We start from the raw sequence: 18,806 nt of genomic DNA on the forward strand, positions 1-18,806 counted from the left end.
TTGGGGTGAAAGACACTGCCGACGGATCGATTTTTTCTCCGCCGGGTCGTCTCCCACATCGCGATCATGCCGGACATAGCTCAGCCAGGAGAATATCGTCAATCGACCAAATACCTCTCTTCTCTGGACAGTGGAATCCGTGTTCGGTACGCTCGGGCGCAAGAATTGGTATGCTTGGAGGATTCATGCTTTCGGACCAGGCGGCCCGGCGCTCCGGCACTGCGCGGGGGCGTTGGGTGCGGCTCACTGCGTGTTGCCTCGTATTGGTGCCGGCAATGGTCACGGGTTCACCGCTGCTGCCGTCGCTGACCGCTCCCATCCGCAGGGAGATTGGGAAGGTCGAGGCGGAGCTGGCCTCGCTCCCCGTGTTTCCGATCAACACCAGCCCGTGGAGCCTGGGCTACAGCTCCGAACAGCATTCCGAACCCGAGCTTCCGGTGGTGATCGAGGTCACCTTCCCGGTACCCGAGGCCATCGAACTGGTGGCCCTCATGCCCAGTTCGATCACCGACCAGCGAAACGAGATGCAATCGTGGGGCTTCCCGATCCGGTTCATGATCGAGCGCGTTTTGCCGGACGGGCACACCGAGGTCCTTGCCGATTTCCGCGGGAAGGATTTCCCGAAACCGGGACTGGATCCGCAGTTTTTCAGCTGTCCCGGCGGTGTGCCGACCGCCGGCCTGCGTATCACGGTCACCGAACCCGCACCCAACGCCACCTGGTGGCGGACTTCGCGGGTCGTCTCCTTCAGTGAGCTTTACGCATTTGCCGGCAGTCGGAACGTGGCCTTGAACGCCGCGGTGAAGGCGTCCTCTTCCAATGAATTCGGCTTCATGTGGTCCACCCGGTTCCTGACTGACGGATTCAGCCTGTTTTCCCCCCTCTTCCACGATCTCGAGGATCCGGAGAACAACATCATCGGGCACGGCCTCGAGGATTTGCAACTGGATCTCGACCTTGGTGAGCTCCGCCGGATCGATGAATTCCACCTGTGGCCGGTCGTGCATGACATCCAGCACAACTACCCGCCGGCGAGCGGCATCGGCTTTCCGTCCAGGATCCGCATTCAATCGTCCCTCACGCCTGATTTTTCCGAGGCCGAGGTGATCTACAACGGTCGCGACTTCAAGGGACTCGATCTTATCTACCGGCCGGGGGCGGGGCCTTTCATGCACCGGGCCAAGCCCTCCGAGGGCCGCTACCTGCGGTTCAACCTTGCCGGAGGATTTCCCGATTTCATCAGCCGCCCCCCGGCACGCAAGTCCCGCATCGCTCTGAGCGAGATCGAGATTTTCGACAATGGTGAAATTGTTTCCCGGGGTGCAAAGGTTCGTGCCTGGAACGTTGCCGATATCGACCAGAGAGGGGCGAAGAACCTGACCGACGGGCGAAGCAACGAAGGAAAGATCCTCCCGCTGCGAGAATGGCTGGACAAGTTCAAGCGGCGGACGGAACTGGAGCTGGCGCTGGTGAACCTGCGCACGGATCTCGACACCGCCCAGCTCCGCGAAGAGCGCCGGTTCCGAACACTGCTGCTGCTGGCGATCGGCTTGATCGCGATCCTGCTTCAACTGGTCTGGCTGATCCGGGTGGCGGCCCGCCGGCGCGCCGGCCGGATGCGGGAGCGCATCGCCTGCGACCTTCACGACGAGATCGGGGCCAACCTCAGCAGCATGGCACACACCGCCGAACTTATTGCCGAGAGCATCGAGAGGCCGAGCCCCACCCAGGCACGCCTTCTCGGCAACCTCGTGGAGAGCGCCCGCTTCACCTCGCGAGAGACCAAGCATTTCATCCGCTTCATCGAGGGGGAGAACCACGACCACGACATCGCCGAGCAATTCACCCGGGTGGCCGACCAGATCCTGGGAACGATTCCCGCGACCTTTTCCCTGAACGACACGCGCAGCTTCAACGCGCTCGACCCAGTGACGAAGTGGAACCTGCTTCTGTTCTATAAGGAGGCACTTAACAATGTGATCAAGCACGCCGGGGCGAAGGCAGTCACCGTCTCGACACAACGGCAGGGCACGAGGCTGGAACTCGAGGTGGCGGATAATGGACGCGGCATGCCCAAGGATACAACGTCGTGCCGGCACCTCGAGGAACGCGCGGCCATGCTGCGGGGAAGGTTGGAGATCGACAGCCGGCCCAGGGAGGGCACGCGGATCCGGCTTCAATTCAAACAATACCGGAAAACATGAACCAAAGCATCGGCATCGTCATCGTGGAGGATAACTCAACCTACGCACGCTCGCTTCTCGAGATTCTGGAGGCCACCGAAGACATGCACTGCATCGCAAGCTATTCGAGCGCCGGGGAGTGCAGGGAAACCTTCGCAAGTGACCCTCCGGCTGGCTTGGACATCGTCCTACTCGACTTGAAACTTCCCGACCAGGGGGGACTCTCACTAGTCCCGATGCTACGGGAGCGGGTGCCGGAGGCCGGCATCATGGTGCTGACCCAGAACGACGATTACCGATCGGTGCTCGAGGCAATCCAGTTGGGTGTGGTTGGATACATTCTCAAAGACACCCCGGTCGCGGACCTGCGGCGCTCCATCCGCGAAGTCCGGGACGGTGGCAGCGTGATCGATCCCCAACTGTCGCGTTTGGTGCTGAAGGCGTTTCGCGACCGGGAGAGCGCTGAAAACAGCCCACTGAGTGAACGCGAGCGGCAGGTGCTCGAACTCATGGCGATGGGCTATGTGAAGAAGGAGGTCGCGCAGCAACTGGGCATCAGCTACAGCGCGGTGGCCCTGTACACGTCAAACATCTACGAGAAGCTCCAAGTGCCGAACGTCGCCGCAGCCGTCGCCGCGGCGATTCGGAAGGGCTTGATCTGACGAGCAAGGGCACTCGTGGACACGGCGGATCCCTCGGCCCGCAAGGGCCGGGGCGAGGCCGACTCGATTCAAGTCCCCGAGGCCTTCGAGGTCATGCGCTAGGTGCAGAAATTGAAAGGCAGCGGCGGAGGTCTCGCGCTCAGGCGCGGCGGCGGCGGAAGGCCAGCAGTCCGACTCCGGCGAGGGCGATTAGCGAGGTCGATGGCTCGGGAATCGCAATCACGGAGACCGTGATACCGTCGATGGCGAATCGCGTGTCGCCGGAGGTGCCTGCACCGAATGCCAGTGTGGTTCCAGTTCCGGTAACATCGATGGCTTGAGAACCGGTTGATGCGCTAACGGCGAACAACGTGCTACTACCGCCATTGATGGTGTATGACTCATTCGTATCCGCAAAAAGGATGGAAATGCTCGTAATTTCAAGTGTTTCGCCAACACCCAGACCGGAGAAGTTGCTGATGGTGAAGGTCATCGATTCGAGGGCGCTGCCGTTGACATTGTTGTCCACTCCCACCGATGCAGAGCCTCCGTTGACACCGAAGCCAAGATTTTGACCCTGAATAGTGCTACTGGCAGTAATCCCGAGGTCGAAGGTGATCGGCCCGCCGGTGGTGGTGAACGTGCCGGATGTGTAGGAAGTGGACTCCCCGATGCCCGTTACGTTGATGGATGCAGCCGGGTTGACCTGAGTGAGCTGCGTCGTACTAGGGGAATTCCCAAAGTCGACGACCACAGCCGCATTTGCGGCGCCAGACGCGATCACGAGGCAGCCGATGATGGCGGCGATGGAGCGATTTTTCTTTGATTTCATAGTCAGTATGGGGTGTTGATTTGATCGTGAGGATCGGTGATCTCTTTCTTGAAACGAGCCATCTTGAATGGTGGAAAACCGTGTTTTTATCGCGGTCGATTTTCCCCAAGTATCCGGGCTTTGCAATATGGCCAATCGACTAAAATTCACTTCCCTTCCGTCTGGCACCGGCGTGGGAGGATCGTCACCGGCCCGTTCGCCTCCAGCCGCGCGAATCTCCGCACGTGGAGCGGATCCGGGAAGGTCTAGGTCAAGCCGCCGGTCGATTCCGGACTGACGTCGACAAGATGCAGCGGAATTTATTTTTCATCACAAGATCCTGTTGGGCGGGCGGATACCAGAGCCAGAGATTACCGCGTCCGGCAGTGATCCTGCATGGGATCCTTGGAGAAATGGAAAACAAAAACCGTTCGAGGGTGTCAGCGGCGGCGAAGGAGCAGGACCAGGGCGCCGAAAGCTCCCAGCAAGGCTGCGGAGGGTTCGGGGATCACCACGATGGATCCGTTGCCGCTGAAGCTGGAACCCAAGGTATTTGCGGTGTAGGTGCCGGGACCGATGGCGGTGATACCATCGAGCAGGTCGCCTTCGTTGAAGGTCAGGGTCTGGCCGTTGTTGACCTGCAGGATCGAACTGTTGAGCAGCGTGAAGGTGTCTTGGAAGTGGTAGTTCACGCCGAAATCAATCGTAAGGCCGAAATCAGCGTTGAGGGCGGCATAGGAATTGGGGGTGTCTCCGACCGTGATGGTGCCGGTGTAGGCCGATATGCCGGAGATGGAAACACGGTTGGTGTTCTCATTGTTGTCCCGCTCGGCGAAAAACAAATTACCGCTGCCCGTCAGAGTCGCGTTGATGTTGAAGATGTTGGTTAAGCCGAGGGCGAATTCATTGTTGCCGCTCACCACGAGGTTGGTGGCATTGAGCGTGGCGGAACCAGGCCCATTCGCACCGTGATCCATCAACGCGCCCTGCATGATGATGTCTCCATTGATGGTGCTGGAACTGTTGATGTTTTTCAGCAGCACCCGAGCCCCGGGTGAAACCGTGAGACTGTCGCCCGCGAACGTGGAGTTGCTGCCGGCCAAATCGTTGTTCATGCGGAGAATGGTGCCCGCTCCGAGAGTGACGTAGTCATTTCCCGCCGTTGGGAGAGCCGCCGGAGAACCCCAGATCGCATTGTCCCAGTCCTGGTTGCTGACAGTCTGGGTAATGACTGCCGCATGGAGGGATGCCGCCGTGGATAGGATCGCTAGCCCGGAGAGTTTGGAGAATGTGGTGAATTTCATGGTGGGTGGGGATTCGAGGGTGCTCATCGTTCTGCACGCTAGAAATGGTCTAACCGTCAGAATATGAGACCGTATAGTCCCACAAATTTTTGCCCTGTCGATTTAGTCATTCTACCAATTTTGGGTAGGGATTCGATGCTCGACCGCGGCGACCGACAAAGGCACCGCGAGGGTCTTGGAACCATGCCTTTGTTTTCCTTTCGCCGTCCGTTAGACCTAATCAGCCTACCTTCAAGACTGAAACAACTGTATGCCTTCCAAACGGTCGCCGAAACCAACTGACTCGTTGCTTCCCCCCCGCTTCGGCAACTGCTGGATCTTTTCTGGATGCCCATCCTACAAGGAACTGTTGACCTAGACTATGCCGAAAATCGATACAGAAACACCAAATATAGTCAAACGACCATATTCTCAAATTGATGGTTTCATGCAGAATAGGGCTGAACCTCCTACCAAAAGCATTCATGAATACAAAAATTCTTTTAATCACAACAGGAACTTGTATCGCAAGTCACGTGAACGCGGCCATCATCGCGCAAGACGACTTCACCTATGCGGACGGCTTTTTGCATGGCAACGGATCCGCAGGCGCGGGATGGGCAGGCGGCTGGGTATTGGATTCAGGTTCGGGTGTCACGGTTGAAAACGGTGCCGTGGCAGACAGCGTGAGCGGTGACCGTACGCGAAGGAATCTCACCGACACGCAAGGCACCGACGGCACGACGATCTACATCGGCTTCGACCACGAATTCGGCACCCACTACAGCGCGATCGAATTCAATTTAGGCAACGCCAACGACACGAACTTCCGCTTGGAGTTCAATAATGGCTTCTTGGGCGGCACACAATTCAGGGCTAACGCAGCGGGCGGTGACGCGCTCTACGTGGTCAACGAAGCGGGCATTCGACGCTACGTGATCCAGGTCGATTACGGTGTCGGCGATGCGGATACGGCAACCCTGTTCGACAATGGTGTGAACGTCGGTTCCATCGACACGACGAGCACGGGTGGCTTCGCGTTCAACCAAATTTCCTTCGGTTCTTTCGGAGGCGGTAGCCTTGACCACACGGACAACTTGATCATCGCCACAACCTTCGCCGAAGCGATTCCCGAGCCTTCGAGCGCGGTGCTTGTGCTGGGAGGGATGATGACTTTGATGCTGGGCCACCGACGGCGCTAGAAGTCGATTGATTGGCTATGGTCGGGTGACGGGATCACGACCCGTCGGCTTGTGGCGGGGGCAGTTTTGGTGGTTTTCGGAGGAATGTTCAGGCCATCAATTTCCTTGTCGTTTCAACCACCAATTGTGTGGCCTGTAGGCGGCTGGTGTTGATATCCGTTCGCGTTTTGCGCAGGACATTGAAAGGCCATCCCATGCTGTGTTTGTATCACTGGACTGTTTCATGCAGAAAGATGGGATGGGCGCTCGGCGTTTCTGAGAGTTCAACACCAGCAGTACTCCCGAATCAAAAGCAGCCAATTACAAAGGGACAGACAAAATGTAGTAATTTCTACTCCCTCTGGCTCGACGAGACCATGACCTACTCGTCTGCGAAATTCACCCCGGACACCACAACCCTCGCCGAAGCCCAGACCGAGAAATACGACGCCCTCTGCCGCAAGCTCCAACTCAAACCCACCGACCACGTCCTCGAAATCGGCTGCGGCTGGGGAGGATTCTCCTGCCATGCCGCCGCGACATACGGCTGCAAGGTCACCGCCGTCACCATCTCCGAGGCACAGGCCGCCTACGCACGCGCCCGCGTCGAAAAGGCAGGCCTCTCCGACCTCGTCGAGATCCGCATCCAGGACTACCGCCTCATCACCGGCACCTTCGACAAGATCGCCTCCATCGAAATGCTCGAAGCAGTCGGCCATAAGTTCCACGAATCCTTCTTCTCGAAATGCCACGAGGTCATGGCACCGAACGGACTACTAGCCGTCCAGTACATCACCGTCCCCGACATCCGCTACAAATCCCTCACCAAGGGCGTCGATTGGATCCAAAAAGTCATCTTCCCAGGCTCCCTCCTCCTCTCCGTCGGCCGCGTCAACGAGGTCATCAACAAAACCGGCAACCTTTTCCTAAACAACCTGGAAGACCTTGGAGCAGACTACGCCCGCACCCTTTCCACCTGGCATGACACTTTCAACGCAAAGCTCGGGGAGATCAAAAAGCTCGGCTTCGACACCCCATTCATCCGCACCTGGAACTACTACCTGAAATACTGCGAGGCCGGCTTCGCGACCCGCAACATCTCCGTCGTCCAGGCAGTCTACACGCGCCCGAACAATATGAGACTCTAAGCCAATGAGCGGCTGTCTTCGGCTGTCGTGATGAATCAAACGGGCATCCGGAGGCTGGCCACCTTGTTGTGTATCAAGCTCCCACAGCCTCCCGCACGATCTCGGGATGCTTCGCCGCGATCTTGAGCAGGGTTCGCGCCGCGCCGCTGGGTTGGATGGTTCCGCGCTCCCATTTGCGGACGGTGCCGAGGGAGACGCCCAACATGCGAGCGAAGCCTTCCTGGGTGACGTTGATCTCCCTGCGGATCCTGGCCGCCTCGGTCTTCGCTTTCCATGCGCGTGCCTGCGCCACCCGGTGGGCTTCCGGTTTGATCGCCTCCCGCTTGATGGTGCCATCCGCGCGCTTGGTTACCTTCCAGACGCGTCCCGGCGCGATCTCACCCCTCTCTATGGCGAGGGCTTCACGTTCGAGGACTTCGATTTCACGCTTTTTCATGGGTCTAGTTCGTTTTGGATTTTCTGGATTTCGGCTTTGGATAGGTCGGCTTGGTTCGATTTCTCGTAGATTCGGCAGAACTGGATTTTTTCGGGATCGACATACCAGTAGTAGATCACCCGCGAGCCACCGCGTTTGCCCTTGCCGCCGCTGGCCACACGGATTTTCCGCAAGCCCTTGGAACCCGGAATGACATCGCCGGCATCCGGCGTGTCGATCAGAAGATCCTGAAGCCCGAAATAGTCCTCTTCGCGGAGAATCTGGAGCACGGCTTTGGTGAACGCTGGTGACTCGCTGAAGATCACGTCCCGAAGCTTACACGGGCGAATTCCCAGAGCAAGGAATAAATGAGCATTAAGGGTATTATTAGACGGCAACAGATCATCGTCTTCGCGCGGGGAGTCATGACTCACTTTCTTTCACTGCGAGTTGGATCTTTCGATTGAGATTTTTTCCAGCACGCTATGATACAGAAGATTTTCCATGCCGCACACTCCGCCATCCCGCCTCCATCGCTGGATCATCGCGCCCATCCGCGACCAGCTCACGCGCGGCGTCACCCCCGAGAAACTCTCCTGGACCATAGCCCTCGGCGTCACGCTCGGCATCTTCCCCATCATGGGCAGCACCTCCCTCGTCTGTTTCATCGCCGGCTATTTCCTGAAGCTCAACCAGGCAATCCTCCACCTTTTCAAATCCCTGACCTACCCCCTCCACCTCGCCCTCATCCTCGTCTTCATCCGCCTCGGCCAGTACATGAATGGCGTCCCGCCCATCCCGTTTTCCATCCCGCAAATGCTCGTCCAGTTCAAGGAAAGCCCCGCCCGGTTCGCCCGCGATTTCGGCATGGCCGCCCTCTACGGCATCGAGGCATGGGCCATCGCCGCGCTCATCCTCATCCCGCTGATCCGCATCGTCTCCCTCCCGCTCCTGAAAAAACTGATACCCTCGAAAAATGGGGCAGTTGGAGCTCCGCCCCCTGTTGCAAAGGATTGAGGGAACCCGGAAACCGTCCGGATATGGACGACGCATCTTGGGATGGATCCCCGTGAAATCAGCGCCCCCCCGGCTCTCAGTGCATGTGCTTGCGCTTGAACCTCAGCGCGGCGCTCTGCTTGGCGATGATGCCCTGCAGGTAGGCGACCTCCTCGGCGTCCATGCTGTGCTCGATGTTGAGCAGCTTCTCCTCGGCGCGCTTGATTGCCTCTTCGGTCGCTGACTCGTCGATCTCGCTCTCGCCAAGGGCCATGTCTGTCAGGACGACGGCCTTGTCCTGGGAGATTTCCGCAAATCCGGATCCGATGGCGATGGTGATGACCTGGCCTTCGCGAAGGTAGCGCAGCTCGCCGGGCTGGAGGGCCGTCACGAGTCCGGCGTGGCTCGGCAGGATGCCCATCTCCCCATCCGCTCCGGGCAGATAGACGTTCTCGACGGTATCCGAGAAAATCTTTTTCTCAGGCGTGACGATTTCGAGGTGGAGGGGCATGAAGGTAAATGCTGAAAGGCTGAAAACTGAAAGGCTGAAATCCCGTTAGTCGCGGGAGACGGTGTCGATGCCGGCCTTCATGTAGAAGTTGCCTTCGGAGACGTCGTCCCATTTGCCGTCGAGGATCTCGGAGAAACCTTTGACGGTGTCTTCGAGGGAAACGAGGGCGCCGGGTACGTTGGTGAAGATTTCCGCAACGTGGAAGGGCTGGGTGAGGAAGCGCTGGATCTTCCGGGCGCGGAAGACGGTCATCTTGTCCTCGTCGGAAAGCTCGTCCATGCCGAGGATCGCGATGATGTCCTGGAGATCCTTGTAGCGCTGTAGCACGAGCTGGACTCCGCGGGCCACCTTGTAGTGCTCTTCGCCGACGACTTCCGGAGCGAGTGCCTTGGAAGTGGATGCGAGTGGGTCAACGGCCGGGAAGAGGGCCTGTTCCGCGAGGGAACGCTCAAGAACCACGGTCGCATCAAGGTGAGCGAAGGTGTTCGCAGGAGCCGGGTCGGTAAGGTCGTCCGCAGGGACGTAAACCGCCTGGATGGAGGTGATGGATCCCTTGTTGGTGGAGGTGATCCGCTCCTGGAGGACGGACATTTCCTCGGAAAGGGTCGGCTGGTAACCCACGGCGGAAGGTGTCCGGCCGAGAAGCGCGGAAACCTCGGAGCCCGCTTGCGAGAAACGGAAGATGTTGTCGACAAAGAGAAGAACGTCCTGGCCTTCCTCGTCGCGGAAGTATTCCGCCATGGTGAGCGCGGAGAGCGCGACGCGGAGACGGGCGCCCGGAGGCTCGTTCATCTGGCCATAGCAGAGTGCAACTTTCGAACCTTCTGCGGCGAGGACAGGGTTGCCGCTGCCGTCGAGTTTCGGATGGCCCTTTTCGTCCTTTTCGGTGGCGATAACGCCGGACTCGATCATTTCCCAGTAGAGGTCGTTTCCTTCACGGGTCCGCTCACCCACACCGGCGAAGACGGAGAAACCACCGTGCGCTTTCGCGATGTTGTTGATGAGCTCCATGATGACGACGGTCTTGCCGACGCCGGCACCGCCGAACATGCCGCCCTTGCCACCCTTGAGCAGCGGGCAGATGAGGTCGATGACCTTGATGCCGGTCACGAGGACTTCCGTAGCTGCGGACTGGTCGGTGAGCGAGGGGGCGGGGCGATGGATCGGGGAACGGTGGTTTGCATCCGCGAGGGGGATGTTTTCGTCCACGAGGTCGCCGGTGACGTTAAAGATGCGGCCGAGAACCTGTTTTCCAACTGGCACTGCGATAGGCTTGCCTGTGTCAACGAGGGTCATACCGCGCTTGAGGCCGTCCGTGGTGGACATGGCGACCGCGCGCACCCAGCCGTCACCAAGGTGCTGCTGCACTTCGAGCACCAGCTTGGTCTGCACGTCGTTGAGAACATACTGGATCTCAAGGGCGTTGTAGATTTCCGGCAGTTTGCTGGCTTTGGAGAAATCGGCGTCGATGACGGCGCCGATGATTTGGACGATGGTTCCTTGGTTGCTCATGGGAAGAAGTGGTCAGTTAACAGTGATCAGGGATCAGTGGGTCGTTTGGCGGGGTGTATTGGTAATTGGGAAGTTTCATTGGCAGAGCACTGATCACTGATCACTGCTCACTTGGCACTCTACTCCATCGCTTTCATGGCGGTGGTGATCTCCAGGAGCTCGGCGGTGATCGCGGCCTGGCGGACCTTGTTGTATTCGAGGGTGAGTTCCTTGATGAATTTCTTGGCGTTGTCGGTGGCGGCCTTCATGGCGACCATGCGGGCGGAGTGCTCTGTGGCACGCGCTTCGAGAAGCGCCTGATAGACCTGGAAATTGACGTAAAGCGGTAGGATGGAAGCGAGAACCTCCTTGGGGGAAGGCTCGAAGAGGTGGTCGGCCGCACTTCCTGCGATCAGACCCTCGTCTCCCGAGGCCGCAGGCGGCTGGACGGGCAGGAGGGTGATCGTTTCGGGAACCTGCGTGAGGGTGTTCACGAAGCGGTTGTAGGTGATCGAGACCTTGTCGTATTTCCCTTCGAGGAACTGCTTGGAAAGGAAAGAGGCGATGGCGCGGGCTTCGGCGAAAGGAACCGGATCGGGAACCTGGAAATCCGCGAGGATGTGCTTTTTGGTCTTCTCCAGCATGATGCGGAGTTTCCGTCCGACGGTGACGTAGTCGGCGGTTTCGGAGGTCGTGGCGCGGAGCTTCTTGGCGACGTTCGTATTGAGCGGGCCGCAAAGCCCCTTGTCGGTGGAGATGACGAGGACGAGTTCGCGGTCGCCCTCACGCACTTCAAGGAGCGGGTGGGTGGCATCTTCACTTTCACCCGCCGCGATGTCGCTGAGGACGGCGTTGAGCTGTGAGGAATAATCCCGGCCGGCGAGAGCCTGGTCCTGGGCTTTCTTCATCTTCGCGGCCGCGACGAGCTGCATCGCCCGGGTGATCTGGGCGGTGTTCTTGACCGATTTGATTCGGCGGCGGATGTCTCGGAGGTTGGCCATGTTATTTTAAAGGATATTGGATATTTGTGATTCGATATTGGGTGTTCGGCTCGGGAATTGGCTCCCTAATTTCCAATCTCGAATTTCCAATGTCTATTTCCAGCTTTTCTTGAAGTCATCGATCGCCTGCTTGACGGCATCGACCATTGCGGCGTCCTTCTTGAGATCGGGTTTCTCGTTGCGGATCTTGTCGAGCAGCTCGCCCTTGCGGGTGTTGAAGAACTCGCCCATCGCGTCCTGGCAGCGGCCTATGTCCTTGACCTCGACGTCGTCGAAGTAGCCGTTCTGCATGGCGAAGAGGTAGATGGCCTCCATCTCCATCGCGAGCGGGGAGTATTGGTTCTGCTTGAAGAGCTCGACGATGCGGGCACCGCGCTCGAGTTTCTTCTTGGTCGAGGCGTCGAGGTCGGAGCCGAACTGGGCGAAGGCCTGGAGCTCGCGATACTGCGCGAGGTCGAGCTTGGTGGTTCCGGCGACGGATTTGATCGTCTTCGTCTGGGCGGCGGAGCCGACCCGGGAGACGGAGAGGCCGACCGAGATGGCGGGACGGATACCTTGGTAGAAGAGGTCGGTTTCCAGGTAGATCTGGCCGTCGGTGATGGAGATCACGTTGGTCGGGATGTAGGCGGAAACGTCGCCCGCCTGCGTTTCGATGATGGGAAGCGCGGTGAGGGAACCGCCGCCTGCCGCATCGGTGAGGCGCGCGGAACGCTCGAGAAGGCGGGAGTGGAGGTAGAAAACGTCGCCGGGATACGCTTCACGGCCGGATGGGCGGCGGAGGATCAGGGAAACCTGGCGATAAGCGACGGCGTGCTTGGAAAGATCATCGAAGACGATGAGGCAATCCTGACCCTTGTCCATGAGGTATTCCGCGATGGCGCAACCTGCGTATGGGGCGAGGAACTGCATCGCGGCGGCGTCCGAGGCGGAGGCGGAAACGATGGTTGTGTATTCCATCGCGCCGGAATCTTCCAAGGTCTTCTGGATCCGGGCAACGTTGGAGAGCTTCTGGCCGACGGCAACGTAGATGCAATACATCGGCTTGTGGTTCTGCAGCTTGCCTTGCTCGGCGGCCTTGTTCTGCAGCGCCTGGGAAATGATGGTATCAACCGCGATGGTCGATTTGCCGGTGGCGCGGTCGCCGATGATCAGCTCGCGCTGGCCGCGGCCGATCGGCACCATCGCATCGATGGCCATGATCCCTGTCTGCACGGGGACGGAAACGGACTTCCGCTTGATGATGCCGGGGGCGATCTTCTCCATCGGATATTGGGCGGATGCGGCGATCTCGCCTTTGCCGTCGATGGGTGCGCCGAGGGCGTTGACAACGCGGCCAAGGAGGGCTTCGCCGACGGGAATGGAGAGCAGCTTGCCCGAGGTGCGGCAGGCGGAGCCTTCGGAAATGGCGGTGTAGTCGCCGAGAAGGACGACGCCGACTTCGCTTTCCTCAAGGTTGAGCGCCATTCCGGTCACCCCGCCGTCGAATTCGATCATCTCGTTGAGCATGACGTCGGAAAGGCCTTCGACGATGGCGACGCCGTCACCGACCTTGCGGACGGTTCCGGTGTTGGTTTTCTCAACGCTCGAGCTGATGCCGGCGATTTGCTTTTCGATGTCCTGGAGGATGCTGCTCATTTTTGGAAGGTTGCTAGTGTGAAGTTGTCAGTTTTCAGGAAGAAAATCAGAATGTTGGGAGGCGGGTCGGGTCAGAATGCCTTCGAAAGGCGGTCGAGGCGGCCTGCGACGGAGCCGTCGAGGACGTCGTCACCGACCTTGATGCGGAGTCCGCCGAGGAGGTCGGGGTTGGTCTTGAACTGGATGTTTAGGTTGGAGCCGTATTGCTTGGCGAGGTCGGTGGCGATGCGCTGGCCGTCGTTGGCGCTGAGGACGGTTGCGCTTTCCACGAGAACCTCGCGGCGTGCCATTTCGAGGCGGGCGAGTCGCTGGATCGCGGCGAGGATTGCGCGGTAGTCGCGTGGCTGGGAGGCGATGAGTTTCGAGACGAGGTCGCGCAGCCTGTTGTCATCAAGCTGTCCGTTCACCTGGCACAGGCCATAAAGGCGGCGGGCGGTGGCGGCTGCGACTTTGGAGATTTTCATCGTGGTGGAACGGAAAAGGGGGTGGATCAGTTGGCGACCTTGGAGAGCGCCTCTTCGTTGATGCGGTGCTGGTCTTCGGCGGTGAGCACCTTGCCGGTGACCTGTGAGGTGGTGGCGGCGACGAGGCGGCCGAACTCGCGCTTGAGTTCTGCGGAGATACGCTCGCGGTCGGCGTTCCCTGCGGCCTCCGCCTTGGCGAGGATCTGCTGGGCATGGGCGATGGCCTCCTGCGATTTCTGCTCGGAGAAGGCGGCTGCGCCCTCTTTCGCCTCGGTGATGAGGCGGATCGCGTCTTCGTTGGCCTTGGCGATCGCGGCGGCGGTGGTCGCTTCGGACTCGGCGAGCTGTTTCTCGATGCGCTTTAGCTTCTCCTCACCGGCGAGGATGCGCTCGCGGCGCTGCTCAAGCATGGATTGGATTGGACCGAAGGCGAATTTCTTCAGAAGGAAGATCACGATCGCAAAGCTGATGAACTGGGAGATGAGCTGCGGCCAGTAGACTTTGAAATTGCGTGTGATATCCCCGACTACGCCTTCTGATTCGGCGGCAGGAGCAGCGGCGGCTAGGAAATCGAAAATCGGGAGCATGGTCGGGGAAAAGAATGATTGGGGACAGGGAGGACAGGGGCTTGGCTGGCAAACCCCTGTCCGGGAAGCGGTTGGTTACTTGGCAAGGAAGATCGCGAAGAACACGATACCTTCGATAAGCGCTGCAAGAATGATCGAGAGCGTAAGGATCGGGCCGGATGCGCCGGGATTGCGGCCGGTGGCTTCAGCGGCTTTCGAGCCGAGGAGGCCGATGCCGATGGCTGCGCCGAGGGCTGCTGCTGCGACTGCGAAGTGCCAGGTGTTGAAGTTGCTGGCGGCTTGGGCGAGGATTTCAAATGTCATGGTTCAGTTTGGTTTGTGTTGGTTTGCCAGCCCCCACGGTCTTTGCCATGGTCAGACTGGGAAAGTGTCTGGAAATTTTTAGTGCGGATGCTCGTCATGGTCCTCGCCATGGTCGCAGATGAGCTTGAGGAAAACGGAGGTGAGCAGCATGAAAACAAGCGCCTGGATGAGGCCGACGAGGAGCTCCAGGAAATAGAACGGGATGACCGGAATCCAACCGAACCACTCTCCGATGTGGCCTGTTCCAAAAAGGAGCATCACGTTTTCCAGAATGCTCTCTCCGGCATAGACGTTTCCATAAAGGCGGAAGGAAAGGGCCACGGGGCGGAAAAGGATGGAGATCACTTCAAGCACACCCACGAATCCGAAGACCAGGATCATCGGGACGAGGATGAAGCCGACGAATTTCCCTTTCGGAGCGAAGATGTGTGCGAGGAAGCCTTTGAGGTTGTTTTCACGGATGGCCCAGTAGAACCAGAGCAGGGCGAAGGTGACTGACATGGCGATGGTCATGTTCAGATCCGCGTTTCCACCGCGCAGGAACGGGCGGAACACATCGTGGGATTCCACACCGCTGCCGGTGAGCTTGAATCCCACGGTGCCGACACCGGGGATGAGCCCGAACCAGTTGACGAAGAGGATGAGGATAAAGATGGAGCCGAAGAACCAGAAGGTCTTCTTCACGAGGGCCGGGCCGAGGATTCCCTCAAGGAAATTGTAGAGGCTTTCCACAAGCCACTCGACGGTGTTCTGGAAGCCTGCCGGGATGAGTTTCATGTTCTTGGTCGCAAGCTGCGCGATCAGGATAATGAAAGCGGCAACGATCCAGACCATGATCATGGAATTGGTGACGACCAGCGGCCCCACTTTGAAAATCTCCTCGGCATGGAGGGGAAGATGGTCATGCCCACCTTCCGCGCCGAACGCCGATGCGAGGCCGAGCAGCCAGATAGAGATCATTGCGGTGAAACGGGTCATTGGAAAGTGATGGGGAGTCCGTTGGGAATGAGCGCCGGGTGATACCGATCCCCCCTATCCACCGCAAGAGATATTTGTGAAAAATTTCACAAGGTCTGCGTTTTTCTTCTAAAATGTCCGATTTTACAGGGATTGTGGATCTTGCGGGAATTCACTTATTTTCCGACCGGTGCCGCTCTTCTGCCGTCCCGGGCGGTTTCCACCGGTGGGCGGAGGGGAGGCGGCCACGCCCTCCGAATCTGTTAGATCGGCATGATGGGCTGCGGGTAGTGCCGGCCGTACAAGCGGGAATGCCCCGCAAAGTCAAGCGGCGTGGTGAAAAAAAACCTCACAGAAACATCGGCTTTTCTCTTGCAAAGGGGGTGCCGCCTCATCAAAACGACTCCTGCCATGAACAAAGCAGACCTTGTAGAAGCCATCCAAAAAGCCCTCGGAGCAGACGCCACCAAGCGTTCCGCTGAAGAAGCCCTCGACGCAGTCCTCTCCTCCATCGCCAAAGGCGTGAAGAAGGACTCGAAAGTCCAGATCATCGGATTCGGAACTTTCGAAGTGAAGAAGCGCGCAGCCCGCATGGGACGCAACCCGAAAACCGGAGCAGCCCTCAAAATCGCCGCCTCGAAGTCGGTCGGTTTCAAGGCATCCTCCGTGCTGAAGGGAAGCCTGTGATACACCGGCGGGCAACCGCCGGAAAATGATCATCAACAAACCCGAAAACCCCGCCCGCATGCCGGACGGGGTTTTCTTTTTCACATGGCGGCGGGACGCGCCTCAGCGGAGCAACTCCCGGAAGCCGCAGAAGACCCGCGATTCCTGCGGGGGCATGGTTGGCAGCGGATCGTCGCTGCCGAGGTGTGCGCCGCATAGCGAGGAAAATTCCGCAGGTGTTTTCATGCGGCGGATGGCGTGGCTGAAATCCCCGGAAATGCCCTCGCAGATGTAAACCATGGTCTTTTTCATGCGCTGGACGTGGAGCAGGGGATCGAAATCCGGATGCTCGCGGGCGAGCTCTTCGGAAAGCTCCATGATGTATCCGTGCAGATCCCGGTGACTGGGCCTGGCGATGGGCTGCCCGGCAAACGCAGCGGAGATCTGCCCGTAGAGCCATGGGTTCCGGATCGCGCCGCGCCCCACCATCAGGCCGGCCGCTCCGGTTTTGCGGTGGAGGGCGAGGGCGGTTTGCGTATCGACCACATTCCCATTGGCGATGACAGGGCAGGGCATCGTCTCCACGGCGAGCCGGACGCATTCCGGCTTCACCGGGGTGGCGTAGCGGTCAGCGACGGTGCGGCCATGGATGGTGAGCCCGTCGATGGCATGGCGTTTGAAAACCTCCAGCAACCCCGGGAACTCATCGGGCTCGTGGTAGCCGAGCCGAGTCTTCACGGTGAGGCGCCCGGGGACGGCATCGCGGAGGGCGCCGAGGATTTCGTGGATCGTTTCCGGTGATCTGAGCAGGCCGCCGCCCGCATCCTTGCGGCAGACGACGGGTGCGGGGCAGCCGAGATTCAGATCGATCCCGGCGATGGGATACCGGGAAAGCTCGCGGGCGGAGCGGACGAGGTTCGGGATATCGCGGCCTATCATCTGCGCGAAGATGGGGCGGCCGGTTTCATTTTCGGAAATCGAGCGGAGAATGTATCGGTTGAGCCGCGAGTCCGGGTGAATGCGAAAATACTCGGTGACGAACCAATCCGGCAGGCTGCGCCGCCCGAGTACCCGCATGAAGGGCAAGTCCGTGACGTCCTGCATCGGCGCAAGTACAAGCGCGGGGCGTTTTTCTGGTATGAGGTCGCGCATGTGCCGGAATCAGGAATTGGTTTGACAATCAATGCCCCCAACCAATGCTGGCAGCGAACAACTTACTGGGATTAAAGTGGATAGCGACCTTTTGCATACGGAAAAAATTCTCTCGGACAGGAAGACATTCTTCCTCGATCTCAAGCAGAACTCACGGGGGATGGTGGTGAAAATCACCGAGGATGTCGGCGGAAACAGGGACACCATCATGGTGCCAGCGGAAATCCTCGGGGATTTCATCGCGGCGCTGACGGATATCAAGCTGACGGCGGACGAGCAGGAGTGAGCATCCCGCCACACCCATGAACCGCTCTTCCGTCAACATCGCCAGGCTTGTCTATTTGCTGGTCTGCCAAGCGGCCGGTGTCGCCATCGCCCTAAGCACCAAGGGCACGCCCTTTGAGATGTCAGTGACCCTGGGTCTGCTCATCGGGCTGGCCATCGGCTTTTGCTTCATCGGCATCGAGAGGCTCATGGAGGGATTCACCCTGCGCGGCTTTTCCACCGCCACCTTCGGACTCGGAGTCGGGCTTTTCTGCGCATGGCTGCTGACACGGGTGCAGATCTCCGGGCTGCTGGAGCTCGCCTTCCGCGACCGCGTCGAAAGCACGCAGGACGGGGAAACCCTCGTCAACTCCCTGCGGCTGGCGCTGGATGTGACGCTTTTCGCCAGCCTCGGCTTCCTCGGCATGGTGCTGGCACTGCGCAGCAACCGGGATGATTTCGCCTTCATCATCCCCTACGTCCGTTTCCGCCAGGACGCCAGCTCCGGACAGCCCATCGTGCTCGACGCAGAGGCGGTGATGGACGGGCGCATCCTCGGGCTGCTGTCTTCCGGCTTCATCAGCGGGCGGCTCATCGTCGCACAGTTCGTCCTCGAGGAGATCCAGACACTCGCCAACGAGGGGTCCAACGGCATACGCCAGCGGGCGCAGCGGGGGCTGGAAAACCTTGAGAAAATGCAGGCCGCCCCGGAAATTCAGGTCTCCCTCCATGAGGGCAGGATCACCGACGAGTCGCAGACGCACCACGCCCGCCTCATCAGCACCGCCAAGTTTTTCGGGGCACGCCTGCTCACCCTTGAGGAAAACCTGACCAAGATCGCGCGCCTGCAGGGCATCGCCGTGCTCAACCTCAATGACCTCGACCAGGCGCTGCGCCCATCGGTCGGGGTTGGGGACAGGCTGCGGGTGGCTCTCGTCAGGCCGGGCAAGGAGGATCACCAGGGTGTCGGCTACCTGCCGGATGGGTCGATGATCGTCGTCAACCAGGCTGCGGATAGGATAGGCGAAACGATTGATGCCGTGGTCGTGACAACCTTGCAGACAGGCACCGGCACGCTGATTTTTGCGGAGCGAGACTACACCTAGGCGAGGGTGAA

General features: G+C 59.4%; 21 protein-coding genes. 8 read left to right on the forward strand and 13 right to left on the reverse strand.

The window, feature by feature from the left end:
* Positions 1–185 precede the first annotated feature (185 nt).
* Both HZ994_08645 and HZ994_08650 read left to right on the forward strand, forming a co-directional pair.
* Positions 186–2,204 (forward strand): hypothetical protein, encoded by a 2,019-nt coding sequence (locus HZ994_08645; protein ID QTN32393.1) that lies wholly within the window; start codon positions 186–188, stop codon positions 2,202–2,204.
* Positions 2,201–2,845, forward strand: coding sequence for a response regulator transcription factor (locus HZ994_08650; GenBank protein ID QTN32394.1), 645 nt, complete (start codon positions 2,201–2,203; stop codon positions 2,843–2,845). The genes HZ994_08645 and HZ994_08650 overlap by 4 nt, the downstream gene beginning before the upstream one ends.
* A 139-nt stretch (positions 2,846–2,984) precedes the next feature.
* Here the strand turns inward: HZ994_08650 and HZ994_08655 are convergent, their stop codons facing one another.
* Together HZ994_08655 and HZ994_08660 are read right to left on the reverse strand one after the other, a co-directional pair.
* Positions 2,985–3,656 (reverse strand): PEP-CTERM sorting domain-containing protein, encoded by a 672-nt coding sequence (locus HZ994_08655; protein QTN32395.1) that lies wholly within the window; start codon positions 3,654–3,656, stop codon positions 2,985–2,987.
* 419 nt (positions 3,657–4,075) lie between these two features.
* Positions 4,076–4,939 (reverse strand): hypothetical protein, encoded by an 864-nt coding sequence (locus HZ994_08660; protein QTN32396.1) that lies wholly within the window; start codon positions 4,937–4,939, stop codon positions 4,076–4,078.
* A gap of 464 nt (positions 4,940–5,403) precedes the next feature.
* Here HZ994_08660 and HZ994_08665 point away from each other — a divergent pair, with 464 nt between their 5' ends.
* The gene (locus HZ994_08665; protein QTN32397.1) at positions 5,404–6,120 is read left to right on the forward strand and encodes a PEP-CTERM sorting domain-containing protein; all 717 of its coding nucleotides are present in this window, start codon (positions 5,404–5,406) and stop codon (positions 6,118–6,120) included.
* 194 nt (positions 6,121–6,314) lie between these two features.
* Positions 6,315–7,247 (forward strand): class I SAM-dependent methyltransferase, encoded by a 933-nt coding sequence (locus HZ994_08670; GenBank protein ID QTN34352.1) that lies wholly within the window; start codon positions 6,315–6,317, stop codon positions 7,245–7,247.
* Between the two features lie 73 nt (positions 7,248–7,320).
* Here HZ994_08670 and HZ994_08675 read toward each other — a convergent pair whose 3' ends face one another.
* Positions 7,321–7,683 carry a helix-turn-helix domain-containing protein gene (locus HZ994_08675; protein ID QTN32398.1) on the reverse strand — a complete coding sequence of 121 codons (363 nt, stop codon included), beginning with the start codon at positions 7,681–7,683 and terminating at the stop codon, positions 7,321–7,323.
* Entirely contained in the window at positions 7,680–7,952 is a 273-nt protein-coding gene (locus HZ994_08680) for a type II toxin-antitoxin system RelE/ParE family toxin (GenBank protein QTN32399.1), read from the reverse strand. Before HZ994_08680 ends, HZ994_08675 begins: the two co-directional genes overlap by 4 nt.
* Positions 7,953–8,166: 214 nt before the next feature.
* Between HZ994_08680 and HZ994_08685 the strand changes: the two genes are divergently transcribed.
* Entirely contained in the window at positions 8,167–8,679 is a 513-nt protein-coding gene (locus tag HZ994_08685) for a DUF2062 domain-containing protein (protein ID QTN32400.1), read from the forward strand.
* A 76-nt stretch (positions 8,680–8,755) separates the two neighbouring features.
* Here the strand turns inward: HZ994_08685 and atpC are convergent, their stop codons facing one another.
* From atpC to atpB, 8 genes are all read right to left on the reverse strand, one after another.
* Positions 8,756–9,169: an ATP synthase F1 subunit epsilon gene (gene atpC / locus HZ994_08690; GenBank protein QTN32401.1), complete on the reverse strand. Its 414-nt coding sequence runs from the start codon at positions 9,167–9,169 to the stop codon at positions 8,756–8,758.
* 45 nt (positions 9,170–9,214) lie between these two features.
* Positions 9,215–10,681, reverse strand: coding sequence for a F0F1 ATP synthase subunit beta (locus HZ994_08695; protein ID QTN32402.1), 1,467 nt, complete (start codon positions 10,679–10,681; stop codon positions 9,215–9,217).
* A gap of 119 nt (positions 10,682–10,800) precedes the next feature.
* On the reverse strand, positions 10,801–11,661 hold the full coding sequence (gene atpG / locus HZ994_08700; protein ID QTN32403.1) for an ATP synthase F1 subunit gamma: 861 nt from the start codon (positions 11,659–11,661) through the stop codon (positions 10,801–10,803).
* A gap of 93 nt (positions 11,662–11,754) precedes the next feature.
* A complete protein-coding gene (locus HZ994_08705; protein QTN32404.1) occupies positions 11,755–13,296 on the reverse strand; it encodes a F0F1 ATP synthase subunit alpha in 1,542 nt (513 codons plus the stop codon).
* A gap of 71 nt (positions 13,297–13,367) precedes the next feature.
* Positions 13,368–13,760 (reverse strand): F0F1 ATP synthase subunit delta, encoded by a 393-nt coding sequence (locus HZ994_08710; protein ID QTN32405.1) that lies wholly within the window; start codon positions 13,758–13,760, stop codon positions 13,368–13,370.
* Between the two features lie 26 nt (positions 13,761–13,786).
* A complete protein-coding gene (locus HZ994_08715; GenBank protein QTN32406.1) occupies positions 13,787–14,347 on the reverse strand; it encodes an ATP synthase F0 subunit B in 561 nt (186 codons plus the stop codon).
* Positions 14,348–14,422: 75 nt separating this feature from the next.
* Positions 14,423–14,650 carry an ATPase gene (locus HZ994_08720; GenBank protein QTN32407.1) on the reverse strand — a complete coding sequence of 76 codons (228 nt, stop codon included), beginning with the start codon at positions 14,648–14,650 and terminating at the stop codon, positions 14,423–14,425.
* Between the two features lie 78 nt (positions 14,651–14,728).
* Entirely contained in the window at positions 14,729–15,628 is a 900-nt protein-coding gene (atpB, locus tag HZ994_08725) for a F0F1 ATP synthase subunit A (GenBank protein ID QTN32408.1), read from the reverse strand.
* A 390-nt stretch (positions 15,629–16,018) separates the two neighbouring features.
* Here atpB and HZ994_08730 point away from each other — a divergent pair, with 390 nt between their 5' ends.
* On the forward strand, positions 16,019–16,294 hold the full coding sequence (locus HZ994_08730; GenBank protein QTN32409.1) for an HU family DNA-binding protein: 276 nt from the start codon (positions 16,019–16,021) through the stop codon (positions 16,292–16,294).
* A gap of 102 nt (positions 16,295–16,396) precedes the next feature.
* On the opposite strand, the gene HZ994_08735 is transcribed toward HZ994_08730, so the two are convergent.
* Positions 16,397–17,425, reverse strand: coding sequence for a tRNA-dihydrouridine synthase family protein (locus tag HZ994_08735; protein ID QTN32410.1), 1,029 nt, complete (start codon positions 17,423–17,425; stop codon positions 16,397–16,399).
* A gap of 31 nt (positions 17,426–17,456) precedes the next feature.
* Here HZ994_08735 and HZ994_08740 point away from each other — a divergent pair, with 31 nt between their 5' ends.
* A complete protein-coding gene (locus tag HZ994_08740) occupies positions 17,457–17,711 on the forward strand; it encodes an RNA-binding protein (GenBank protein ID QTN32411.1) in 255 nt (84 codons plus the stop codon).
* Positions 17,712–17,727: 16 nt separating this feature from the next.
* Entirely contained in the window at positions 17,728–18,795 is a 1,068-nt protein-coding gene (locus HZ994_08745; protein ID QTN32412.1) for a hypothetical protein, read from the forward strand.
* Positions 18,796–18,806 lie beyond the last annotated feature (11 nt).

It is taken from the genome of Akkermansiaceae bacterium, from assembly GCA_017798145.1.
Classification (GTDB): Bacteria; Verrucomicrobiota; Verrucomicrobiia; order Verrucomicrobiales; family Akkermansiaceae; genus Luteolibacter.